Below are 22,513 nucleotides of genomic sequence, written 5' to 3'. Positions count from 1 at the left end.
TCTTGAGGGTCTCGCGTGGCACATTGGCTTTGGCATTGCATGACCAGGTGATGCCAAGTCGTCCGAGCTCGATCGCAATGGCCTCAGCGCGCCGACGGTCGTCGGTGAAGGTATCGTCGTCGAAGAAAAATTCCTTAGCTAGCGGAAATGCCCGTCGGGCCCAGGAGATTTCCTCAATTACATTGCCGACGCTGCGCGTGCGGTAACGGTGTCCACCGACGGTTTGCGGCCACAGGCAAAAGGTGCAGCGAGATTTGCAACCGCGCCCGGTATAAAGCGAGACATAGGGATGCTGCAAATAGCCAATGAAATAGTTTTCGACCGTCAGATCTCGCTTGTACACAGGCGTTACAAACGGCAGGCGGTCCATGTCTTCGAGAATTTCACGTCGTGCGTTGTGCTGTATGGCACCACGCCGATTGCGGAAAGAGAGGCCGCGGATATCGCTCCAATCACGGCCTTCGGCGACCTCCCGGATTGTAAACTCAAATTCATTGCCGGCGACAAAGTCGATATCGATTGATGCCTGTAGGCTAGCGAGCGGCTCGACCGCGACCTTGGCGCCCACCATGCCGATCTTGAGCGCAGGATTGGCCTGCTTCAGCGCCTTGGCGGCCCGTAGGTCGGATCCGAACGAGGGCGTGGAGGTGTGGAGTACCGCAAGGTCATAATCGCGTGCGGTGCGCGACACGGCAGCCAAATCAATTCGGTGCGGCTCGGCATCGATCAGCTTGCTGCCCGGCACCATAGCGGCAGCCTGCGCCAACCAGGTCGGATACCAAAAGGAACGTATTTCACGGCGTGCCTGGTAGCGTGAGCCGGCCCCGCCATCGAAACCGTCATATGCCGGAGACTGCAAGAACAGCGCCCGCATCATGACTGCACCTGACGCGTGGAGTTTGGATCAAGCCTCCCTTCCGGTGCATCGCCATCGGTACTGCGAAAGCGGCTCTCCAGCTTTCGTCGGGACATATAGACCGGAGTGCGGTTCCGACGAAGGCTCTGGAAACGGAACGCGGCTGTATTGCGGGCGATCACCATCAACGAGATGAGTACATTCTCGCCGTACCGATGCAGACGCTCAGCCATCGTCCCTGGCTGCGTCGGTCCCGTCGCTTCAAACCCGTAGCGCGCTGCGATCCGCGTGATCTGTTCGCTCTGTTCGACTGAGCCGAAACTCATGTTTGCCCGAAGGGCCATCACGGAAGTCAAGTCAGGGCGTGCTGCCAAATACACCGCCAATTCCCGCAAGGACGATTGGACCACCTGGCTCATCCGACGCGCCCAGGATAGCGTCGCGCCATTCTTCGGTACAACCGGCAGCTGCTCGTTCCACAGATGCAGGTTTATGATCTGATCTCCGGGTCTCAACTGCGTCCCATCGGATAATTTTATGGCTTCGCGGCTATCGATGACCTGGATCCGGAAAATGCAGTCCGGGGAGGCGCTATATTCGTAGACCCCTTCCCGAGCGCGCAATCGCGCGTCTATGCGCTCGATGATCGCACCGAGCCAGGGGTGATCCCGGCCCAATCGATTGTACTGGAGAAATGTACTCGTGGCGCGAGCAGTCATTGAGGCTTGCCTAAGGCGCAAAACGCGCGTCGGCCGCAAAAGTTTCGTCCGGTTGCGGACTTAGGAGGAGGGTTCGAACATGCGCGCTGGGCGTGACGACGTCACGTTGAAATCTGTTCAGCGGTCCCATTCCAGTCCACCTGAGACAGGCGGTGTCGCACTCGCACCGGCATCTTGATATTGGTACCCGCGCGTCCAGGGGCGAAAGACGTTGCCCTTTTCAGTTGGCTTGAATGCCAACACTTGGGCGATCGAGAGCCAGCCGCGATCGAATGCGTGGGCCATTCCCGCCAGGTACATCAGCCAAACGCGATAGCGATTGGCTCCGGCGGCACGAATGGCGTCCTCGCGGTTGCTTTCCAGCCGGCGTGCCCACAGCATCAGGGTTCGCGCGTAGTGAGGGCGCAGGTCCTCGCCGTCGGCGAATTCCAGATTGGCGCGAGAGAGTTCGATAAGTACGCGGGAAAGGTGTGGGACAGCACCACCGGGGAACACATGCCGGTCGATAAACTCCCCTCCGGGAGGTCCTCGAGCCCGCCCATCCGGGTCGGTGGATACACTCCCATGGTTGAGGAAAGCACCTCCCGGACGCAGCAGCCGGCTCACTGTGCCGAAATAGGTCGGCAGATTAGCGAGGCCAACATGTTCATACATGCCCACGGAAACGATCTTGTCGAATGGTTCTGTGTCGAGGAGGTCACGATAATCCTGCATGCGAATATCGAGTTCGCCCGCAAGCCGTTCGGCGGCGACATTTCGCGCGCGTAGTCATATTGGCGCTGACTAAGCGTGATCCCGAGGCCAATGACGCCGTAATGCTTCGCCGCCCAGCACAGCAAACCGCCCCAGCCGCACCCGAGATCGAGCAGCCGGTCGCCGGGTTTCAACAGCAGCTTACGGCAAATGTGGTCCAGCTTGTCAGATTGCGCGGTGTCGATGTCTTCAGCGCCCGTGCGGAAATACGCGCACGAATAGATCATCTGACGATCCAGCCAGAGACGGTAGAAATCGTTTGAGACGTCGTAATGAAAGCTAACGTCCTTGGCATCCTTGCGATGGGAGTGCGGCCGCGGAATGAAGCGGCTCAACCGAGCGACATAGTTGACCGGAGAATGCCTTCCCAAGCGCTCAGCCAGGGAAATGCCGATCCGCAGCACATCCTCGACACGCCCTTCCACGGTAATCTGGCCGGCGGCATACGCATCACCCAATCCCGCGAAGTCCCCGCGCAGGAGCATTTTCACCAGATCGCGGGAATGCAGCGTGATAACGACGCGATGGTCAGCGGCAAAATCGAAGCGCTCGCCGTCCCAGAAGATCACGCGTAGCGGCGGCGGATCGTTCGCAAAACGTGAACTCACATAGTTGAGCATTCGCTGACGCAGCGTAATCATCTCGCCAGCTTTCGTTTACCCAAGTCGCTCGGCCCCTGACGTTCATCGTATAGCGTCCCCAAGGTGATCTTGACGATCAGGGCAACCGGGACAGCCATGATCACGCCGACGATGCCAAACAAAATGCCCCCAGAGAGAAAGCAAAAGATAATCAGAACGGGATGCACCCGGGCTGCGGTGCCAAGCACCAAGGGGCCGAATAACTGGTCGATCGAGAGTCGCAGGACAGCAAGATAGAGGGCATAGCCGATAATGAGGCCGAACCCGGTGGCATGCTGAAGCGCGACGATACCAGCAATCGCCGCCGCAGTAGTCGGACCAACGACTGGAATCGCTTCCAGCAGCCCGGTTAGCACCGCCAGGAACGCGGCGTGCGGAAGATCCAGGAAGATGCCGAGTCCGATGTAAGACGCAATGGCGGCAAAGATAACCACCGCGATGACCCCGACGAAATACCGCCTCAAGACCGGATCGAGCTGCGGCCAGATATCGTCGTGGATCAACGGCCGTTGCTTGGGCGGCACGAGCCAGAACAGGCCCTCGGCGATTCGTGGTCCACTGATGAGGAAATAAAACAGCAAGATGAGGGTGAGGAATGAACCGAACGCGCTGCCTATCGCTACGCCTCCCATAACTGTGAGGACGCTGGCGTCTTCGATCCAGTTACGAAATCCGGCTGCAGCTGCTTGTGCGATCTGACTGGCATCCATCTGCTGTCCGAACAGCTTGACTGGCTCGCTGCCGATGGCGCCGCGAACGAGCCCACCGATCATGGGATCAAGGTCCGTCAGGAAGCGCTTTATTTCTACGATCAGAGGGGGGACGCCTGCATACATTATGCTGGCCCCGATCAGCACCAAGGTCACGAAAACCGCGACGGCGACCAGAGCCCTTGGCATTTTGGTCTGTGCAGCGAGCCACTCGATCAATGGCGTGCAGATGTAGGCCAGCAATCCCGACAGCACGAACGGCAATAGAACCAGCCGTATGGCGTAAACGAGGAGTGCGATCGCGGCCAACACGAACAGGGTTGTCGTGGTCGAAATTTTATCGACATGCTCGTGATCGCGGCTAATCGACTGGTCGGAACGCGTGCTCGGGACCTTGCTCATGGTGGCTGCGCACCGGGAAAACTCTGTCGCACCCGCGCACGGGAAGCATTGAGTTCCATCGACATAACGAAAGCCCAACCCTCACGATAAATTCCGCTGGAATGGCAGGTTCCCGAATTGCCGGACTATTTCCGCAGCGAGCACAGGCAGAGCGGCCGCAAAGTCGTTTCGGCTGGATGCTTTCGGAGCGCTGCGGTCTGCAGCGGAACTAGCGTCTGATGGCCTTCGTTGGCTGATCAGCGAAAAGCTGAGAAGCGCGCCGCAAAGGCGGAAGCAGCGCTCCGGTCACCGCCTGCTGGGCAATGAGCATGACGACATTCGAGTTCTTCAAGCGGACGATCATCGTCGCAATCGTGGTACTCGTCCCAATTTTGATCTGGCTGCTTTTCGAGGTCGTACTGGTCCTGGTCGGATCTATCTTGATATGCGTGCTGCTCCAGCTCGTGGCGGAGCCGTTCACGCGCTGGTGCAAGCTGCCGCCTGCGCTAGCTCTGGGCGTTTCAGGCTTGATTATCTTTGGCGCATTCGGCGGAGCCGGATATCTTTTCGGTACGCAGATAGGAGCCGAACTGCAGGATGTGGTGAGCCGTGCCGATGCCGCAATCAAGGACATCACCACGAGCATGCAGAAGTCTGAGTTCGGCAAAGTGCTGCTCTCGCACCTCGCGGGCGGCAATCTGTCGCTGACAGCATTCATCAGCAGCGCCTTTTCCGTGAGCACAACGTTCATCGGAGGGGCGGTGATCACTGTAATCGCCGGCTTTTATTTCGCCGCTGAACCAGATGTGTATCGCTACGGACTCGGAAGGTTTTTTCCGAAGAGTTTGCGAGCGGAAGTATACGAAACTACCGGGGACATCGCGGCCGCCCTTCGGCTTTGGTTGATCGGGCAACTCATCCAAATGCTGGTGATAGGGATCGTATCTGCATTCGCGGTCTGGCAGATCGGACTGCAATCGCCGTTGGCCCTCGGTGTCATCGCAGGAATGGCTGAGTTCATTCCATACCTGGGGCCGATTATTGCTTCCGTTCCCGCGGTCCTGGTGGCGGCCACCGATGGGCTCCACGCGGTTCTGTGGACCGTCGCAGCATATATTTTGATTCACCAACTGGAAGGCGAGATCTTGGCGCCTCTAATACAGCGGCGGATGGTTTATATTCCGCCCGCACTGATGTTACTGGGAATCATCACGATCAGTTCGGCATTCGGAGCCGCCGCGACCATCTTCGCTGCTCCCATCGTGGTCATTGTGTTTGTCGCTATTAACAAACTGTACCTGCGGGAGGCGCTTGGGGAGCGCGTTTCGCTTCCTGGCGAGCAATAGTTGCGTTAGGCGTGCCGGAGAAGTGCGGCGGCAGTGAAGGCGATAACTGAACGGCGGACTTGTCACTGATCCGGCTGCTCTGAAGACGAGAACGGCCCTACGTTAAATCGGTTAAATCAGATTTACGGTAAATCTACTAAGAACAATTATGCTGAATTAACTCCTGTTAATCCAGCTCGCGGAAACTGTTTCAATTCCGCCGTCTCCGAGGGCAGGTGACGGCCAACGTAACGGCTAGTGGCCGGCTGTTTTGCCATCGATCCTGCGGTCGATGCCCACAACGCGCAAAAAGCGCTAGCGATCCCAGCAGAACTCAGATCAAAGGGTTAAATTGGCAAACCGCGTTATCGCGCTTCGTTGAGCCAAAGAGCTTTATCCAGCTTTGGCAAATCGGACGCTTGCATAGTGCAGGCCCCCAGATATGGCGAAGCCGGCCAGCGCGATATGCGATGAACCGGCTTTAAACGTTGAGCAGCTTGGCGGCCCGCTCAACTCTCTAGATACACACAGACCAAGGCAATACTTCAAGTCGGATATCTGACGCGATTTTATGCGCTGACGTTCGATGCGACCAGCGCTGTTGCTGAACTTGCATTCGCGGCGGGCCCGCGATGACACACATCACTATAACAGAGAGCGACGATATCACCGCCGCGATGAGCGACGCGCGCTGCTATGTTGCCTTGGCAAAGCTGAGCCAATTCGCGGAGGAAACTATTCGCTTAGGTGGTATGGCCCAACGCAATCTGCACCGCAAGCAACAGGTGGTCGATTGCCTCTATGACATCGCTAGCGCCAACAGGCTTGCGAGCATTCACGATGGCGACCGGCCGACCGTTGCTCGGGATCACGCCGAAGCAGCGCTTGCGCGTTTGGTACTAGAGCGGGGAAGACCCTAGCGAGGAAACAGAGCGGCGCATTGGCGCAATCTGCCACGACATTGAATTTTACCGATAATACTTCATTCGCTCAGATGGCAGTCGGGCTGGTGCAGGGGCCATAATCGCCCGGCGGCGGTGCGTCATCAGAATCCCAACAAACCCGATCAGCAACATTGCCCAGGTTGATGGCTCTGGGCTGCTGCAACATATGATTGGATGTGACCCGACATATGATTGGATGTGACCCGACCAGGCGATCTGAATTTGGCCACTTGTGGGAAGGACAAATTGCAAATCGAAAGTTTTGTCTGCCACCTGTGAAATAGTAGACCTGAAGGCTACGCAGTCTGAATCCGATAGATTGCATGATTGGGTAAACATCGGCACGTAGACACTGACAAGATCGATGTCGGTTAGCAATCCGAACTTCGTTATGAGAGATGGAGGATGAATATAATATATCAGGCTATCAAAATCGAGCGTTGGAGGTAGCGTTAGAGTCCCGAAATCTACGACATCACCGGCAGCAAACTGATAGAGAGGGGTTTCAACGGCATCGGCGCAGCCGCGATGGCATGCGCTTGGGATGCCCAAGGAAAGTTAAATCGCTAAGCAGATCGATCGCGATTACTGCGGCGGTACTGGGCGCTACCATTGCGATGAGTGCGGCAAAAGCTAGAACCATCCTACGCATAATCAACTACGCGCCGCGCGCCCTTTACTAACCAAGGCGATTGCACGCTCTCGCTGTGGTTAGGTCAACCACGCCCGCCTAAACATTTTAGGTTGACTTTGGGAAGAGTGGGCACTGGGCAAGAAAACCGCCGAGTTAAGCGGCTTTCGGATTGTGATCGCGCCGGAAGTTAAGGGGTGAAGGCCACGCCGCTCTTGCTCTTTCGATAAGCCATGAAGCCGATCCCGCAGAAGCCCATGAGCATCATGGCCCATGTGGATGGCTCCGGTGCGGCCGATGCTAAGCTCGAGGACAAGCTCACATTGTCCAGAATATTGCCGACGTTTCCGCTGCCGCCCGGAAGATCGGCAAAGGAAAGATTTCCGCCGCTCGTTGCGAAGGAAAATGAAAATGGCTGAAGAGGGTCGTTGGACGCCAGGGTCAGAGCGCGGCTGAAAGAACCAAGCGAAATCACCGTTGTTTTGGAAACATCGCCACGCGCGTTGCCGCCCAAATCGAACGAAAGAGTATAATTTCCGGCTGCAAAGCTTTGTAGAGTCTGGAGGGTTCCCGCCTGCTCCGTCGAACCATGAAGGTCCACGAAGCCACCGTTCCCCGGATAGAAGTCAAAAGATGTCCCGGTTGGGGTCTCGCCAATCAAATCCACACTGCCCGATGGGACTGTCCAAATGGCCGGCGGTGTCCAATTAAGCTGCTGCCCGTATGAGTTGAAAGTGTCGCTCAAAAGCACATCAGCATTGGCGGTGGATGCGCCGATTCCGAAAGCGGCCACGAATGCAAGCGCGAGCGAGTTCGTCTTCATTTTAAACCCACCTATGAACCGGCCCCAGGTCCCGATTTAAACCCGTTATTTCCGGCTGTCCATACTATTCTTTTTTTATTTCACCGGAACAACATAGGTTTCGTTGAATTGAGGCAGCTGCTTTTGTTCCAATGTTCGATGAACGACATTAAACCGGAGCCAGTTGAGCTGCTTAAATCCACAAATCATCCATACTAACCCCCCGAACGAGCAATTCCCGCATCCAGCCGGGCTTCATACCCCGGCCGGCCCAAGTCTGTTACAGGGGCTCGAGGTTTCGAAATTTTGGGTAAGCCTTCGGATATGCACGGTGCCGAGTTTTGCCTTGTATTTGTTCCAGCCGCCTTTGAAGCTTGAGCTTCTCCGCCTCCATTTTCGTGCGCAGGACGGAGGCGGTCTCCTCGTGAAGGGCCCATAGCTCGTCTACCGACATAGAATTCAAATCGATGCTTTTCATCGAAGGTTAGACTGCGACCGGCATCCAAGGTTCGATTCGGAGAAAAAGCGCTCCGAGGGCCGCGCACTTAACATCAATCGGCTCACGCAATCGCTTCATCGTAAACTCGATGTTGTCCGATTGCAGATCGCGCCAGCTTTCCACCACAGTTTATCGAAATATTGCTTGCCGAGCTTTCTGGCTGCCAGCGTTCGCGAGTGAACTTCTCATGTATGAACGGGTCGCGCGGCACTATTTCCGCTTGGCCTTGGCGTTCCGCCGGTATCCTTTGACAGAATGTGCAGAACAGTTTCAATCATGCCTCGAATGGCCTCAGGCCGCGTCACGGGAGGCTCTTGCTTAGCGGCCCAAGCATCAATGGCTTTGATTTGATCTTTCTGGAGCCGAACGCCCACAAGAGTGCCGATGACTCCCGAGCGCTTTCTGACAGGCCGGCTTATGTTATCATAGCTTGCTTTACATAAGAACGAGCCGGAGGGAAGTGCTCAGCTTCCGCGCCCCGGCTCTAACTCAAGTCAAAAGGGGTATCAAATGGCTCAAGCGGACTCCAATACTCGCATAACTGCGCCAACGACCCGGCGCGGGTTTCCTCTCCAACGCTGCCGCGCTTGCAGCCGGCGGTACTGCATTCGCGGTTGAGGCCAATTCTCCCGCTGGCTGCCGGGACATCTGACCCGATTTTTTCGGCGATCGACGCTCATAGAAAGGCCAAGCAGGTCTGTGATATGGCCTGCGCTGAAGCGGACAGAATTTTCGATCTGGCCGACAACTCGAGTTGCGCGAGCCGAGTACACGCCCGGATTTAACCTCTATGTGAGGGCGGAGTGGTTGGGCGACATTGACCGATATGTCCCACCAGAGACGAACGCGGACTTGAACAAGCTCTACCGCGTCGAGCTGGAACGGCAATCAAAGGAATAATACCGTGACTATGTCAATAGCATCAGCCCAAACGGCGGCCTCGATGCGATGATCAAGGAACGGGCCCGCGCGGAATATGGCGCCCGCTGTGAATTGCTTGACACTGCGCCGACGACGGCGGGGCTGCTGGCACTGCTCGTTCACATTGGCGATCGCGGACTTACCCGACGACGATCAAAACATACCGTACCTGTTGAACTCGCTTGCCCAAGCCGCCAAGGCGCTCCAGACCGCCTGGTCAATGGTGGCTCTTTTAAGGCCCGCCGGTTCACGCTGGCTGGCCTTTTCATGTTCGAACAACACAGGAAATTTTCGTGTTGCGTCCGTGCTGCATGGAGCTATTGGGAGCGATTGGTAACGCATTGATTTCATTGAAATGCGGCAAGGACGTATCGCAACACGAAGACCGGCCAAAGAACAAAGTGGAACCACAAAAAACCCTTATCGAATAAGGCGAAGCGCTGGCGATCCCAGCAGGATTCGAACCTGCAACCCACGGAGTAGAAATCCGTTACTCTATCCAGTTGAGCTATGGGACCGACGTCGGCGTTATATCACCGTCAATATGAAAAATCCGCTTCGGCGCCAACCGGTTTCGGCCGGAATCTCATGCGCGTTCACCGCCCTGGAACTTCCTGGTTAGGTACCTGATTTCGGAGAAGCAGACACGGAATAGGTGAACCGCTCCCGTCACCAACATCTGCTTGATAGATCCGGACTTGGCTTCTCGACGGTCCCGGACCCGGCTTCGCCACTCGAACCCTGGTCGATACCGTGGGCGCAGCCGACACAGTCGGCACCAGAAATCGAATAGATGATGGCTAAGCGGTTGTAGGAATAGCAGTCTCGGCGTATGCGGAACCATGGTCGAGACCTACGCCCGCCCACGATTTGGAGAGCCGCGCCAGCCGAAGAACCGGGCAAATCCGGGGAGCGGGCTTATCGGCGCGATTGAGTTCGTCACGATAAGCCACATCCGGACTGCCACTTTTCTCGTTCTCTGCGGTCTCGTGCTCTTCCTGCCCGGCTTTTTCAATATTCCACCGATCGACCGTGATGAGGCGCGGTTCGCGCAGGCGACCAAGCAAATGGTCGAAACCGGTGATTTCGTCGACATCCGGTTTCAGGACGAGGTGCGTTACAAAAAGCCGGTCGGGATTTATTGGCTCCAGGCAGCAGCAGTCGAAACCGCTTCAGCCATCGGTCTCCCCCGGGCTCAGGTTCGTATTTGGCTGTACCGCATTCCATCGCTGGTTGGCGCCATTGGCGCTGTGCTGCTGACGTATTGGACAGCCCTGGCGTTTGTGACGCGGCGCGGCGCCATACTGGCGGCTCTTATACTGTGCAGTTCGGTTTTGCTCGGGGCCGAAGCGCGGCTCGCCAAGACCGATGCGATGCTGCTGCTCACGGTGGTTGCAGCAATGGGCGCGCTGGCGAGGGTCTATTTGTCATGGCAACGCGGTGAGGATCCCATCCGTCCGCCCTGGTCGTGCCCTGCGATCTTCTGGACCGCTCTAGCCGCCGGCATTCTGCTTAAGGGACCGCTCATCCTGATGTTCGTCGGCCTCACGATCGTCACCTTGGCGATCGTGGATCGGTCTGCCGGATGGCTTTGGCGCCTGCGTCCGGTCTCCGGCGTGATTTGGATGATGTTATTAGTGCTGCCCTGGTTCATTGCGATCTTCTGGCGAGCAGGGGAGACGTTTTTCACAGATTCGATCGGCGGTGACATGTTGAGCAAGATGGGGGCGCAGGAATCCCATGGGGCTCCGCCCGGCGTCTATTTGCTGCTGTTCTGGGTGACGTTCTGGCCGGGAGCCCCGCTTGCCGGTATGGCGGCGCCCGCGGCGTGGCGAGCGAGGCGTGAGCCTGGCGCCCAGTTTCTGCTGGCCTGGCTGATCCCATCATGGATCGTGTTCGAGGCGGTGCTGACGAAGCTGCCCCATTACGTGCTGCCGCTCTATCCGGCGATCGCGATCCTGACGATCGGCGCGCTGGAGCGCCGGGTTTTGTCGCGGTCCTGGTTGAGGCGAGGCGCTGCGTGGTGGTTTCTCATTCCGGCAGTTGCGTCAGTTATCGCCGTTGTTGTCGCGATCATGCTGACGCGTCAGCCGGTGTTTCTAGCCTGGCCGTTTGTCGCCGGGGCGCTCATTTTCGGATTGTTCGCCTGGTGGCTTTACGACGACAATCGCGCCGAGCTGTCACTGCTCAACGCCGTGGTTGCCGCCATGTTCCTGGCCACATCGGTTTACGGCCTGGTGGTTCCCGCGCTAACGCCGCTGTTTCCGAGCGCCGAGATTGCGCGCGCCCTGCGCAACGTGGTCTGCGTAGGCCCGAAAGCCGCTGCGGCAGGTTTTCACGAGCCGAGTCTTGTCTTCATGACTGGCACCTCGACGCTGCTGACCGACGGTTCTGGCGCGGCAGATTTCCTGCGGCAGGGAAGCTGCCGGTTCGCGCTGGTCGAGCAGCGGTCAGAACGCGGCTTTGCGCAGCGCGCGGAGGCGATTGGCTTACGTTACAACGTCGCCAAGCGGATCGAGGGCTACAACATCTCGCAGGGGCGAGCGATTTCGGTCGCCATCTTCCGCTCCGAGGATACGGAATAAGATGTCCGGCGGCGCCGATTCTGGCGATGCGTCGAGTTATTTAGCGCGCATTTTTGAACTGGGACGACGCTCGGCCCTCCAGCTTGTGCGCCCCCCGTCGCATTCTCGGCGAGCCGAGGCAGCGCGGAGGTTGGCACGACACTCGTTGCTGATCACCGCCATTTTCGGGGTTCTGATCATTCTTCTAATGTACTTGCTCGACGCACGAGAAATCGGCCTGATGCCTCCGCGCCGAACCCCGAGCCTCTGGCCGGTCCGCATCCTGACCGATTTCGGCAAAGATGCTTATGTGCTGTCGGCGCTGGCGTGCTTGCTTATCCTCGTTTCATTCGTTTCTCCGCTGTTATACGGAAATGCGCGAGCGCGCTGGCTGAGTTTCGGGATCCGGGTGCAGTTTCTGTTTTTCGCAGTGCTGACGCCGGTGCTGGCGGGAGCCGTGGTCAAGTGGATCGTCGGACGCGGACGGCCGTTCGTCGGAGGCGAGGCCAACCCCTTCAACTTTGAACCGTTTGTCGGGACCGAAGCCTATGCAAGCTTCCCATCGTCTCACGCGATCACCGCTTTCGCGCTGGCTTTTGCGGTGACGGCGATTTGGCCGCGAGCACGGGCGGCAATGGTCGCCTATGCGCTCCTGATTGCGGGGAGCCGTCTTGTGCTGTTGGCGCATCACCCCAGCGACGTCGTTGGCGGCGCGCTAATTGGCGTGCTTGGAGCGATGTCAGTGCGGTACTGGTTCGCGGCCCGTCGGCTTGGGTTCACCATCCAGCGCAATGGCCACATTGTCCCGCCTCGGAACATTTTCGGCACGCGTAAAAGGGTTGCCCGTAGGCCGACGGCCCCATAAGAAGCGGGCGCCGCAACCGCCTGACCGCCAGCGCCATTGGCGGCGGCCCATTAGTAACGGTGAGCGTCTAACTTGCCTCCTCCGGACACAGCCGCGATCGCCGTTTCTATCGTTGTCCCCGTGCGCAACGAGGCTGAGAACGTCATCCCGGTGATCGCTGAGATCGTCGCTGCCCTCGATGAGCGCTGGAGCTATGAAATCATCTACGTCAATGACGGCTCAACGGATGCGACCGCCCAGCGGCTTGTTGCCGAGATGAGGAGCCGTGCCAATCTGCGCCAGATCGTCCACGCGACATCCGCCGGGCAATCGGCGGCAGTACGCAGCGGGGTGCGCGCCGCGCGCGGCGCAATCGTGGCTACTCTGGACGGCGATGGCCAAAACGATCCAGCGTTTCTTCCGGACCTGATTATGGCGATCGAAAACGGCGGCGAGCGCGTCGGCCTTGCGGCCGGCCAAAGGGTCGGACGCAAGGACACCGGCTTCAAAAGACTCCAATCGCGAATAGCAAACCGCGTGCGTAGCGCAATCCTGCGCGATGGAACCCGTGACACCGGTTGTGGCCTGAAAGCCTTCCGGCGCGAGGTATTCCTGATGCTGCCTTATTTCGAGGGCTTGCATCGCTTCCTGCCGGCTCTTGTCCGGCGCGAGGGTTGTGAGATCCGTTACGTTGAAGTTATTGACCGGCCGCGCCGGTCCGGCGTGTCAAACTACGGTTTCTTCGATCGGTTGTGGATCGGAGTAATGGATCTCGCTGGCGTATGGTGGCTGATCCGCCGCAAGAAGCCGACGCCTATTGCGATCGAGGTGACCTTATGATCGAGCTATACAATCATCTTGCCAGCTATATGCACGACGTCTTCATCGTCCAGTTCGACGGATGGGTAGCACTCGGCTTTGTCGCGCAGGCATTTTTCACCATGCGGTTTGTGGTGCAGTGGATTGCATCCGAACGTGCGCGCAAAAGCGTGATGCCGGTGGCGTTCTGGTTTTTCTCGATCGGTGGCGGCGCGCTGCTGTTCATCTATGCGCTGTATCGGAAAGATCCGGTATTCATCGCCGGTCAAGGCCTCGGTCTCTTGGTTTATATTCGCAACGTCTATTTCATCGTCGTCAATGGACGGCAGGTCTCCGCCACCAGTTGAATTCGGCTGTATCGGCAAAGCCGCGCTACGGTACGCCCGAATGTACCTTGCCGGAAAATGCTTCCGCCGGCTGAGCGAGGTCATTCTCAGCGTTGCGATGGGCGGGCAATTCCCCTGCGGAATCCAGCACGGGATAGGCTACAGAGCAGATGTGCGAGTGAATTCGCCGGAGATCGCGAAGCACGTCAAGATGAAGCGAGGTCGTCTCGATGGTTTCGGGCCGACCTTCCCGCAGGCGGTCCAGGTGTCGCTCGGTAGCAGCAAGCTCTGCGTTGCGTAACAGCGCCTTCTCCGCGAGGAGCTTGCGGGCTTCGCTGACGTCGCCTGACATGAACACGCCGAAGGCGACCCGAAGCGAGTCCGTGGTTCGCTTGTGAAACGCCGAAAGTTCTTCGGCGCCCTCCGGCGAAAACTGGAATCGGCGCTTTATCTTCTTGGTTGCGAGTTCACTCAAATTCTTGTCGATGATGTCGCCGATGTGCTCGAGATTGATTGCGAAAGAAATTATTTCCATGGCCCGATGGCCTTCTCGTTCGTCGAGGCTGCCGCGTGTGAGTTTGGTAACGTATAGCTTGATTGCTTCGTCGAGACTGTCGACGCTGTTGTCCATCTTGGACACTTGATCGACCAACGCGCGGTCGTTTGTCATGATTGCTGCCATCACTTTGCGCAGCATGACCTCGACGTGATCACCCATGTGCAAAGTTTCGCGTGCCGCGTCGGCCAGGGCAAGCGAGGGCGTCTCGAGGGCGCTTTCATCGAGATAGCGTGGACGGGAGGGGTCGGTTGCCGGCGGACGGTCCGGGAAAATCTTCCTGAGCAATGCGGCGAGACCATCCAGCAGGCCGATAAAGATGATCGCCATGGCGAGGTTGAACGCAATGTGGAATTCGGCCGTGAGCTTCGCGAGATCGGGTTGCCACTTCTGCAGAAAGTCGGTGATCGGATGGAGGAACGGCGTCACCAGCAGCACGCCTGCCAATCGATTGATCAAATTGCCCAGCGGAAGCCGGTAGCTCGCCGGGTTGTCCCGTCGCACGCCTTCGAAAAGCGGGTTGATCGCGCTGCCAAGATTGGCCCCCAGCACCAGCGCCAGCGCCGCCGAAGGCCCCACGAACTGGGAGTAAGCGAGCGACATGATGAGGAGAACGCTGGCCACGCTTGAGTGCACCGCCCAGGTGACGATCGCGCCGAGGACGATGCAGAGCACGGGATCGCCAGTAATAGCGTTCATGAAAAGGCGTACGCCGGGTGCATTTTCGGCAGGTGCTAATGTGTCCAGCAGGATGTGCAAGGCCAGCAGCATCAGGCCAAGACCGATCGCGACCCGGCCCATATCCTTGATGCGCGAATGGGCGCCGCTGCGGAAAGCGACCAGGCCGATAACGAAGAGAACAGGCGCGGCGGCGGCGATGTTGAACGACAGGATTTGAACAATGAGCGTGGTGCCGACATTGGCGCCAAGCATGATCGCAAGCGCCGGGACCAGACTGAGCATCCCCTCCGCCGTGAAGGAACTCGTAATCAGAGCGGTCGCGGTGCTGCTCTGGAGGAGGGCGGTCAGACCGACACCCGCTGCAAATGCGGTGAACCGGTTACCCAAGCCATTTGCCAGAAGCCGCCGGAGATCGGGACCAAACGCGCGCAGAATGCCGCTATGGACCATATGAAGGCCCCACAGCAGCAGCGCCACGCCCCCCATCAGGTCGAGCAAAACCACGCTTCCCATAGTCGTCCGCTTGTTGAATTTGAGTCGAAAGATCACGCTATCGGCAAACGACGGGTGATCAATCGTTTTGTTGGACGCCGGCTGCGAAAATGGCGATGGGGTACAACTCCGCTAGAGCATTTGCAACGCTATTCGGTCGGATTGAGTGCTCATCGGTCGCCAATGTGCCAGCCATGCGGCTCCAGGCTGGAAGGTAATACGAGCCGCGGGCGCGGGTGGCAGGCGCAACAGACTTGGGCGCGGTTCGTGGCATGCGCGACCGCAAATTGGGACGAGTATCAAGGTTACCACACCTGCCGAAGCATCGAGCCCGGCCCGCAACCGCGCGTCGGATATTCCGGCGTTTAGCTACGAATCGGCGCTCATTGGACCTGAGCTTTGGGTTGCAGAGGCTCGGTTAGTAAAAATTCCCTGAAAGCAGCAGTTAGATTGCGAAAGGGCGCGATAGGAAGATTCCAATGTTTGTTCTGTAGAGCGGTAAGGGGCTGAAACGCCGGATGAATCACCGTCGAGCAGGCGAAGGATCGATATGCTAGCCAATCGTCGTAGAAGCGAACGTCGTTTGTGTAGACGGCTCGCGAAGATCCAATTCGGGAATGGCTCTTTGCCACGCGACTGCACGATCACGGACATTTCGGATGGTGGCGTGAAGGTCATTGCCGAATACGTCGACATTCCCTCTGATTTCACGATCATATTGTCAGAGGGCCGTCCACGCCAATGCAAGCTTGCCTGGCGCATCGGCTTTGAATTCGGCGCTCAGTTCCTCGACTGAACGAACAATCATCACGCTCGATTCCGCCTCCCATCGGCACGTCGAATCGAGACTAAACGGACAAGGCCCAACTCGGCTTCCGTAACTCTCGACGGCTCCGGAAGCGTTATTTGGCGCGCAGCATCTTGAGAACCGGCGATAGCAGCGAACGACGCCGTTTGATCTCACCGCGGCCGGTCAGGCGCTGCGCGATCTGAAGGAACGTCTGAGTGGTCCGGTGGCGTGCAGCAAGTTCAGCAATCATCTGGCCGTTGTTAGCAGCCGTGCCGAAAAGCCGCGAGTCGAACGGAATCGTCGCGATCGGCGCCGTCTCGATTGTTTTTGTGAATCCCCGCGCGTCGATTTCAGGGCGCTTCGGCATGCGCGTCTGGTTGAGACAGTAGACGGGCGGCCGATCGTTGGGACGCGCCGCCTTCAGCACCGTCAGCATGTTTTTGGTGTTGCGGAGGTTGGCAAGGTCCGGTTCCGCGACGATCAGAATATCGTCTGCGCCGACCAGAGCCCGCTTTGTCCAACCGGACCATTGATGCGGAACGTCCAGCACAATGCAGGGGGTCGTCATGCGCATTGTATCGAAGATCGAATCGAAAGCTTCCGCACCAAGATCGTAGACGCGATCCAGTGACGCAGGCGCGGCAAGCAGGCTCAGGTGGTCAGTGCATTTCGCCAGCAGTCGCTCCACGAACGAGGTGTCGAGCCGGTCGGGAGAGAACACGGCGTTAGCAATTCCCTGCAAAGGATCCTGATTGTAGTCGAGCCCTGCCGTGCCGAACGCGAGATCAAGATCGATCACGACGGAATCCAGCGCCAGATCACGCGCGATCGCCCAGGCGACATTATGGGCCACTGTCGATGCGCCCACGCCACCTTTCGCGCCGACGACAGCGATCATGCGGCCGACGGCCACTGCTTCCGATGCCGAAAACAGGCTGCAAATCGATCGCACCACATCCAGCGTGTCGACCGGTCCGATGACGTAGTCATTGACGCCGCGGCGCACCAGTTCGCGATAAGGCGCGACATCGTGCACCCCGCCGATCACCACGACGCGGGTTCCGGCATCGCACACGGTTGCGAGCTGATCGAGGCCCTCAAGGATGTCGTTGCGGCCTTCCGTCTCGAGTATGATGACGTTTGGGGTAGGGACCTTGCTGTAGGCTTCGACCGCTGCTGTCATGCCGCCCATTTGAACGGTCACATGGGCCTTTGCGAGCCGACGGTCTTCACCCGCAGATCGCACGGCTTCCGCCGTTTCCACGGTCTCGCAAAATGCTTGCACGGACACGCGGGGTGCCGGAGCGATATAGTCGTCGGCATGCGCCGGCGTGACTTCCGGCTGCTCTTCGGATTCTAGACGGGCGTGGCTGTTCATTTTCCGGTTTCGCTGAGTTTGGCCTTTTCGGCTTCGGGATAAGTGATCGCGCTCGCCTCGCCCTTGCGGTATTTCTCGAATGCCGCCGTGCGGCGGGCCGTGTACGGGGGCGATTCAGTCCGCGGCTGCTCAAGATCGGCCGGATTGTCGATCATCGCAGCGAGGTTGCGCTGGGTAGCGCAGCCGAAATTGTAGTAGTCCTTATTTTCGGAATAGCGGCGGTTCAAAATCGAGGGCCCAAGATCCTCCGGCCACAGGCCGCAAGGGCCGGCAACCGCTGCAATCCTCGGATAACTCAACCTGATTGTGGCAAACGTCCGCGGATCATCCGGATGATAGTGGTGCAGGACGATTCCCCGCGCCGGCACGCCGGCCGCTGCAAGAAGAGAACGGATTTCCTGAAATGAATTGGCCGCTGCCTTTGAGTTCGGGGTGTCGACCGGCACATCGACCACGATCGCGCCGGTGCCTTCGCGCAGCCACACCTGCGCCAATCCGAGCACGTCCGTGCGTTGTGGCGCTGACAGTCCGCCGCGTCCGTGACCGACAAAAATCACAATCGACCGGTTTGCCTCTTCAATTGCGATGGGATGCCGCATCTTGTATTCGTCGGGAACGCTCGCCGTCACGATCTCGGCGCCCGTGTACGTGCATGCACCAAGAGCCAGTGAAAAGCCGGCCAATGCGCAGAGCAGGCCCAGACTTCCATGCTTCTCGAGCGGTGTTCTGCTTTTCATCGTTCCCTCATCCCGCACCGGTTGCGCGGCTTCCGTCTCAATCGATGATGAAGCCAAAGTTCGGCTGGTAATCTCCAGCCGGTTCGAGGCGGGCCGAAACCCCGTAGATTCGATTGATCTGTGCCAGCAGCGTCGATTGCGAATCCGAGGCCGGCGCGAAACCATCATCGGGGCGTGACAGTTCTTTCTGGGCAACCGCCCGGACCACATAAGGCGTCACCAGCACCATCAGTTCAGTCTGGTTGTTGACGAAGTCCTGGCTTCTGAATAGCGCGCCGAGCACCGGTAATGCGTCCAGACCGGGCAATCCGTTGATGGCCTGCTTCGTCTGCTCCTGGATTAAACCGGCCATCGCCATCGAGCCACCCGATGGGATTTCCAGGGTCGTCTCGGCACGGCGTGTCTTGATTGAAGGGACAGTCAGTGAATTGCCGCCCTGGTTCAGGGTAATGGCATTGTCGTTGGAGAGTTCTGACACTTCGGTCATCACGCGAAGGCTGATGCGGCCTTCCGTCAAAACGATCGGCGTGAAGTTGAGGGAAATGCCGAATTTCTTATAGCTGATCTGGGTGGTACAGACGTGGGTGACCGGGTCGCAGGCATAACCGGCGGGGATCGGGAATTCGCCGCCCGCAATGAAGGTCGCAGACTCACCGGAAATGGCGGTCAGGTTCGGCTCGGCCAGCGTGCGAACCACCCCCGCGCTTTCCATCGCCCGCATCGTGGCGGTCACGGTCGGCAGTCCCTTGGCAATGGCCGAGGCGCTCGCGCCGTTGTCGCTGACCAGCGGGCGGCCAAAGGCGGTGAACGGATTGCTGTTATTAAAGTTCACAATCGCGGTGCCGTAATTCATGCTGGCACTGAGATCGACTCCCATCTGCTTGATGATGTCACGGCGTACTTCCGAAACGTTGACCTTCAACATCACCTGATCGCGGCCCTGGACCACGATCGAGTTGACGACCTTGTCCGCGCCTCCGACCAGCCGTGATGCCAGATCGCCCGCTTGCTGAGCCTCGATCGGGCTTGAAACCGAGCCGGTAAGCATCACGCCTTCGCCGACACCTTCGATCTGGATGCCCGCGTAAGGAAAGCTTTGCTTCAAGGCAGCCCGTACGCCGTTGAGATCGCGCTTCACCGCGATGTCGTAGGCGGCTACCTGCTGACCTTCAGCATCGAAAAAGACGACATTGGTTTGACCAACCGTCTCGCCGATGATGTAGGCCCGCTGCGGCGAGCGAATTACAGCGTTGGCAATTTTGGGATCAGCGACCAGCACGTCCTTGATGTCGCGCGGCAGATCGACAATCATCGACTTGCCGATCCCAAGCGCAAGGAAACGCATCTTTGTCTGTCCGCTCGCCGCCTGCATTGCCGTGGACTCGGCTGCAACGACGGGAGGCAAAGCCGGACTAAGCATCAGTGCGGCGACCACCGAAAACGACAGGGCGCGAACCACGACTGTTCGCATCGCCAAATGATTTCCCCTGCATTTCATATCGCGCGTCCTGTTAGTCATTTCTGCGTAGTGGTCGAGCTTTGGATGCCGTAGCGAACCACGTCGATGCTTTCGCCGCGTTTACGCACCTGATCGTCATTTCTGTTCTCGACCATGTTGACATCGGCAATGCTGCGCAGGGCCAGAGAAAGTGTGCCGGTCTGGCGGGCCCGGGCGAGCGTCTCAGCCTGCTCAGGCCTCAGTTCAAGCGTTACCGTCTTGCCGACGACGGCGTTCTGACCGTCTTTTTCCTTGGGGGCCTGATCGATCGCGAGGACGCGAATGTTGGGCAGGATGATATCCGAGTGGACCACATCCGCTGCGTTTGCACGGCCGCTCTCCTTCTCGCGCCTGGAAAGAATCACATCGACCCGATCGTTCGGCAGAATGAATCCTCCGGCTCCCGTTTCCGGCGAGATTTCGGTCGAAACAGCCCGCATGCCGACTGGCAGGATCGCGGCCATAAACCCTGATCCGTTGGCCTTGACGAGCTTCGGTTCGCGGATCGGCTCGCCCGCTATGAACGGCGCGCGCGCAATTGATCCCGCTATTTGGGTGGTCGCATCCGGCCGCTCACTGCGGCGAATGAAATTATTGCTTGCAGTTGCGGCCGGCCACGTTTGCCATTCGAGATTCTCCGGGCTGACCGACTGGCCGAGACCGATGTCGGCCTTTGCAACCAGAACCTCGACCGTCTGGATTTGTGCCAGCGATTCGGTTGGACGCGATCTATAATCCGAACCACTTACGAGATATGCCGCAACTCCGCCGGCAAGAAGGGCGATGGCCAGGACGACAATGCGTGCGGTGTACATACGCTTACTAACTACTTTTACGCAGGGCTACTGAATTCCAGATCGGGGGCAGCTTCTTCTGCGACCATGACTAAGCACTAAAGGTGTAAGGGAACTTGCCGCTGGCAGCGTTTGAGCGAATGAATTCAGGGATTTGTCCTCATGGTGAACGGCGGGTTATCATCCGAAACCGACGCAAGACCCTGATGCACCGCGCGGTTGACGCGCGGCTACGTCGTCGCGCAGGCGTCGGGCCTGAGCGGAAGCAATTACGCTCGTTAAGGATTCGGACTGCTCAGAAGGCGCTACGCAGCATTGAAAGCGGCGAAGCCGCGGGCGAGATCGGCCTTGAGATCCTCGACGTTTTCCAGCCCGACATGAAGACGCAGGGATGGGCCGCCCGGCTGCCATTGCGTGGCGGTGCGATAGCTTGCGCAATCGAAGGGAATGATCAGGCTTTCAAAGCCGCCCCATGAATAGCCCATCCCGAACAACTCCAAGCTGTTCAGCAGCGCATCCACCGCCTGCTCAGTCGCCGGATTAAGAACGACGCTGAACAGCCCGGAGGCGCCTGTGAAATCCCGTTTCCAGAGCGCATGACCTGGATCAGCTTCAAGTGCCGGATGCAATACTCTGTTGACCTCGGGCCGCTTGGCGAGCCATCGCGCTATCTCGAGCCCGGAATGATGATGTTGCGCCAGCCGCACCGCGAGCGTCCGCAAACCACGTATCGCCAGGAAGACGTCATCCGGCCCGGCGCAGACGCCAAGGAGATGGATAGCTTCCGCCAAAATCGGCCAAGCCTTCGCATTCGCCGAAATCGTACCGAACATGATGTCTGAATGGCCCCCGATATATTTGGTGGCAGCCTGGATACTGATATCGACGCCCTGCTCAAGCGAGCGGTGAAAGAGCGGCGTCGCCCAGGTATTATCATCAATCACGAACGCACCGCGCGCCTGCGCTACCGAGGCGATCGCGGGAATGTCCGGCATTTCGAAAGATTGCGACCCTGGCGCTTCGACCAATACCGCCCTCGTATTGGATTTGAACAGTTGGACGATGCCGGTGCCGATCAAGGGATCGAAGTAGGTTGTTTCGATGCCGTAGCGGGCCAACACTCCGTTGCAGAAATTGCGCGTTGGCCGATAGGCGTTGTCGCAAACCAGGAGATGATCACCTGATTTGAGCACCGCGAGCAAGGTCGTGGTGATCGCGGCCAATCCTGAGGGCGCGATACCGACTCCGGCGCATTGGGGGCCCTCCAGCGCCATCATGGCCTCTTGCAGGGCCTTCGTGGTCGGGGTCCCGCGGCGGCCGTATTGATATTCCCCGCGGTGGGCATGCAGATCGTCAGCCGTGGGGTAGAGCACGGTAGAGCCATGGACGACTGGCGGATTGACAAATCCCTTCTGCGCCTTTGTGTCGCGGCCCGCGGTCGCCAGCAATGTTTCCTTCTGCCGTGGCTTTGACACCCGCTTATCCTCTGAGGAGCTCATGCGTCCGCCGCCACCAAAATCACCCCCACACCGCAGCCGCCAGACCTCTTTGGCATCCGCCAGACGGCGGATCGGGCACGGGTTGATAGATAAAGAGGACACAGAAGAGGGGCGTCAACCCCTTGACCCGGATCGCCAGTCGTTCTGTGATGCAGCCGAGCTATTCAGTCGCTGCATGTTGAGGGGCCTGCCGCGACATTGACCATCGCCGATATGGACGCGCCTCCAGCCTTTCGGGCTGGCGTTCGCAGCAATGGATCACAAGGCTGGCCCGTCAGTGTGCGCGATTGATCGGCAATCATTCGGGACGAAAGTTGAAAGGCATTGTCATGAAACGCGTATCTCTGATTCTT

The 22,513-nt window shown here is 58.5% G+C and carries 16 protein-coding genes, 1 tRNA gene and 4 pseudogenes; 7 read left to right on the top strand and 14 right to left on the bottom strand.

Annotated elements, in window-relative coordinates; genetic code table 11:
- The 4 genes and pseudogenes from VJV58_RS04825 to VJV58_RS04810 all read right to left on the bottom strand — a co-directional run.
- Positions 1 to 874 (bottom strand): annotated as a pseudogene (locus VJV58_RS04825) (hopanoid biosynthesis associated radical SAM protein HpnJ); the annotation flags it as partial.
- Positions 874 to 1,575 (bottom strand): YkoP family protein, encoded by a 702-nt coding sequence (locus tag VJV58_RS04820; protein ID WP_324136202.1) that lies wholly within the window; start codon positions 1,573 to 1,575, stop codon positions 874 to 876. The gene VJV58_RS04820 and the pseudogene VJV58_RS04825, both read right to left, overlap by 1 nt.
- Positions 1,576 to 1,692: 117 nt before the next feature.
- Positions 1,693 to 2,813, bottom strand: a pseudogene (locus VJV58_RS04815) (class I SAM-dependent methyltransferase).
- Between the two features lie 152 nt (positions 2,814 to 2,965).
- Positions 2,966 to 4,081 carry an AI-2E family transporter gene (locus VJV58_RS04810; protein WP_324136201.1) on the bottom strand — a complete coding sequence of 372 codons (1,116 nt, stop codon included), beginning with the start codon at positions 4,079 to 4,081 and terminating at the stop codon, positions 2,966 to 2,968.
- A gap of 308 nt (positions 4,082 to 4,389) precedes the next feature.
- On the opposite strand from VJV58_RS04810, the gene VJV58_RS04805 reads away from it, so the two are divergent.
- Positions 4,390 to 5,406 carry an AI-2E family transporter gene (locus VJV58_RS04805; RefSeq protein ID WP_324136200.1) on the top strand — a complete coding sequence of 339 codons (1,017 nt, stop codon included), beginning with the start codon at positions 4,390 to 4,392 and terminating at the stop codon, positions 5,404 to 5,406.
- A 611-nt stretch (positions 5,407 to 6,017) separates the two neighbouring features.
- Positions 6,018 to 6,305, top strand: a complete 288-nt coding sequence (locus VJV58_RS04800; protein ID WP_324136199.1) for a hypothetical protein — start codon at positions 6,018 to 6,020, stop codon at positions 6,303 to 6,305.
- Positions 6,306 to 6,353: 48 nt separating this feature from the next.
- Here VJV58_RS04800 and VJV58_RS22365 read toward each other — a convergent pair whose 3' ends face one another.
- The 4 genes and pseudogenes from VJV58_RS22365 to VJV58_RS04790 form a co-directional block, all read right to left on the bottom strand.
- On the bottom strand, positions 6,354 to 6,668 hold the full coding sequence (locus VJV58_RS22365; protein WP_414641406.1) for a PEP-CTERM sorting domain-containing protein: 315 nt from the start codon (positions 6,666 to 6,668) through the stop codon (positions 6,354 to 6,356).
- A 482-nt stretch (positions 6,669 to 7,150) separates the two neighbouring features.
- Positions 7,151 to 7,249: pseudogene (locus VJV58_RS22360) on the bottom strand (PEPxxWA-CTERM sorting domain-containing protein); the annotation flags it as partial.
- A gap of 706 nt (positions 7,250 to 7,955) precedes the next feature.
- A pseudogene (locus VJV58_RS22355) lies at positions 7,956 to 8,030 on the bottom strand (hypothetical protein); the annotation flags it as partial.
- 1,593 nt (positions 8,031 to 9,623) lie between these two features.
- Positions 9,624 to 9,700: transfer RNA gene (locus tag VJV58_RS04790), tRNA-Arg, on the bottom strand.
- 324 nt (positions 9,701 to 10,024) lie between these two features.
- On the opposite strand from VJV58_RS04790, the gene VJV58_RS04785 reads away from it, so the two are divergent.
- The 4 genes from VJV58_RS04785 to VJV58_RS04770 all read left to right on the top strand — a co-directional run bounded on the left by VJV58_RS04785 (position 10,025) and on the right by VJV58_RS04770 (position 13,756).
- Positions 10,025 to 11,767, top strand: coding sequence for a glycosyltransferase family 39 protein (locus VJV58_RS04785; RefSeq protein ID WP_324136197.1), 1,743 nt, complete (start codon positions 10,025 to 10,027; stop codon positions 11,765 to 11,767).
- Between the two features lies 1 nt (position 11,768).
- On the top strand, positions 11,769 to 12,611 hold the full coding sequence (locus tag VJV58_RS04780; RefSeq protein ID WP_324136196.1) for a phosphatase PAP2 family protein: 843 nt from the start codon (positions 11,769 to 11,771) through the stop codon (positions 12,609 to 12,611).
- 72 nt (positions 12,612 to 12,683) lie between these two features.
- Positions 12,684 to 13,430 carry a glycosyltransferase family 2 protein gene (locus VJV58_RS04775; protein ID WP_324136195.1) on the top strand — a complete coding sequence of 249 codons (747 nt, stop codon included), beginning with the start codon at positions 12,684 to 12,686 and terminating at the stop codon, positions 13,428 to 13,430.
- On the top strand, positions 13,427 to 13,756 hold the full coding sequence (locus VJV58_RS04770) for a lipid-A-disaccharide synthase N-terminal domain-containing protein (protein WP_324136194.1): 330 nt from the start codon (positions 13,427 to 13,429) through the stop codon (positions 13,754 to 13,756). Before VJV58_RS04775 ends, VJV58_RS04770 begins: the two co-directional genes overlap by 4 nt.
- 25 nt (positions 13,757 to 13,781) lie before the next feature.
- Here the strand turns inward: VJV58_RS04770 and VJV58_RS04765 are convergent, their stop codons facing one another.
- Positions 13,782 to 15,485 (bottom strand): Na/Pi cotransporter family protein, encoded by a 1,704-nt coding sequence (locus VJV58_RS04765; protein WP_324136193.1) that lies wholly within the window; start codon positions 15,483 to 15,485, stop codon positions 13,782 to 13,784.
- 529 nt (positions 15,486 to 16,014) lie between these two features.
- Between VJV58_RS04765 and VJV58_RS04760 the strand changes: the two genes are divergently transcribed.
- Positions 16,015 to 16,260: a PilZ domain-containing protein gene (locus VJV58_RS04760; protein WP_324136192.1), complete on the top strand. Its 246-nt coding sequence runs from the start codon at positions 16,015 to 16,017 to the stop codon at positions 16,258 to 16,260.
- 106 nt (positions 16,261 to 16,366) lie between these two features.
- On the opposite strand, the gene VJV58_RS04755 is transcribed toward VJV58_RS04760, so the two are convergent.
- The 5 genes from VJV58_RS04755 to metC all read right to left on the bottom strand — a co-directional run bounded on the left by VJV58_RS04755 (position 16,367) and on the right by metC (position 22,160).
- Positions 16,367 to 17,632, bottom strand: a complete 1,266-nt coding sequence (locus tag VJV58_RS04755; RefSeq protein WP_324136191.1) for an AAA family ATPase — start codon at positions 17,630 to 17,632, stop codon at positions 16,367 to 16,369.
- Positions 17,629 to 18,369: a CpaD family pilus assembly protein gene (locus VJV58_RS04750; protein ID WP_324136190.1), complete on the bottom strand. Its 741-nt coding sequence runs from the start codon at positions 18,367 to 18,369 to the stop codon at positions 17,629 to 17,631. The genes VJV58_RS04755 and VJV58_RS04750 overlap by 4 nt, the downstream gene beginning before the upstream one ends.
- Positions 18,370 to 18,406: 37 nt before the next feature.
- On the bottom strand, positions 18,407 to 19,888 hold the full coding sequence (locus tag VJV58_RS04745; protein WP_324136189.1) for a type II and III secretion system protein family protein: 1,482 nt from the start codon (positions 19,886 to 19,888) through the stop codon (positions 18,407 to 18,409).
- Entirely contained in the window at positions 19,885 to 20,682 is a 798-nt protein-coding gene (gene cpaB, locus VJV58_RS04740) for a Flp pilus assembly protein CpaB (protein WP_324136188.1), read from the bottom strand. The genes VJV58_RS04745 and cpaB overlap by 4 nt, the downstream gene beginning before the upstream one ends.
- A 284-nt stretch (positions 20,683 to 20,966) precedes the next feature.
- Positions 20,967 to 22,160 carry a cystathionine beta-lyase gene (metC, locus tag VJV58_RS04735; protein ID WP_324136187.1) on the bottom strand — a complete coding sequence of 398 codons (1,194 nt, stop codon included), beginning with the start codon at positions 22,158 to 22,160 and terminating at the stop codon, positions 20,967 to 20,969.
- Positions 22,161 to 22,513 lie beyond the last annotated feature (353 nt).

The organism is Bradyrhizobium sp. (genome assembly GCF_035273305.1).
Taxonomy (GTDB): domain Bacteria; phylum Pseudomonadota; class Alphaproteobacteria; order Rhizobiales; family Xanthobacteraceae; genus Bradyrhizobium.
This window is presented reverse-complemented; position numbering and strand designations above follow the sequence as displayed.

Coding starts and splice junctions, on each gene's coding strand:
- VJV58_RS04820 (WP_324136202.1), bottom strand. CDS start 1,575: ATGACTGCTCGCGCCACGAGTACATTTCTCCAGTACAATCGATTGGGC.
- VJV58_RS04810 (WP_324136201.1), bottom strand. CDS start 4,081: ATGAGCAAGGTCCCGAGCACGCGTTCCGACCAGTCGATTAGCCGCGAT.
- VJV58_RS04805 (WP_324136200.1), top strand. CDS start 4,390: ATGACGACATTCGAGTTCTTCAAGCGGACGATCATCGTCGCAATCGTG.
- VJV58_RS04800 (WP_324136199.1), top strand. CDS start 6,018: ATGACACACATCACTATAACAGAGAGCGACGATATCACCGCCGCGATG.
- VJV58_RS22365 (WP_414641406.1), bottom strand. CDS start 6,668: ATGTTTACCCAATCATGCAATCTATCGGATTCAGACTGCGTAGCCTTC.
- VJV58_RS04785 (WP_324136197.1), top strand. CDS start 10,025: ATGGTCGAGACCTACGCCCGCCCACGATTTGGAGAGCCGCGCCAGCCG.
- VJV58_RS04780 (WP_324136196.1), top strand. CDS start 11,769: ATGTCCGGCGGCGCCGATTCTGGCGATGCGTCGAGTTATTTAGCGCGC.
- VJV58_RS04770 (WP_324136194.1), top strand. CDS start 13,427: ATGATCGAGCTATACAATCATCTTGCCAGCTATATGCACGACGTCTTC.
- VJV58_RS04765 (WP_324136193.1), bottom strand. CDS start 15,485: ATGGGAAGCGTGGTTTTGCTCGACCTGATGGGGGGCGTGGCGCTGCTG.
- VJV58_RS04760 (WP_324136192.1), top strand. CDS start 16,015: ATGCTAGCCAATCGTCGTAGAAGCGAACGTCGTTTGTGTAGACGGCTC.
- VJV58_RS04755 (WP_324136191.1), bottom strand. CDS start 17,632: ATGAACAGCCACGCCCGTCTAGAATCCGAAGAGCAGCCGGAAGTCACG.
- VJV58_RS04750 (WP_324136190.1), bottom strand. CDS start 18,369: ATGAAAAGCAGAACACCGCTCGAGAAGCATGGAAGTCTGGGCCTGCTC.
- VJV58_RS04745 (WP_324136189.1), bottom strand. CDS start 19,888: ATGACTAACAGGACGCGCGATATGAAATGCAGGGGAAATCATTTGGCG.
- cpaB (WP_324136188.1), bottom strand. CDS start 20,682: ATGTACACCGCACGCATTGTCGTCCTGGCCATCGCCCTTCTTGCCGGC.
- metC (WP_324136187.1), bottom strand. CDS start 22,160: ATGAGCTCCTCAGAGGATAAGCGGGTGTCAAAGCCACGGCAGAAGGAA.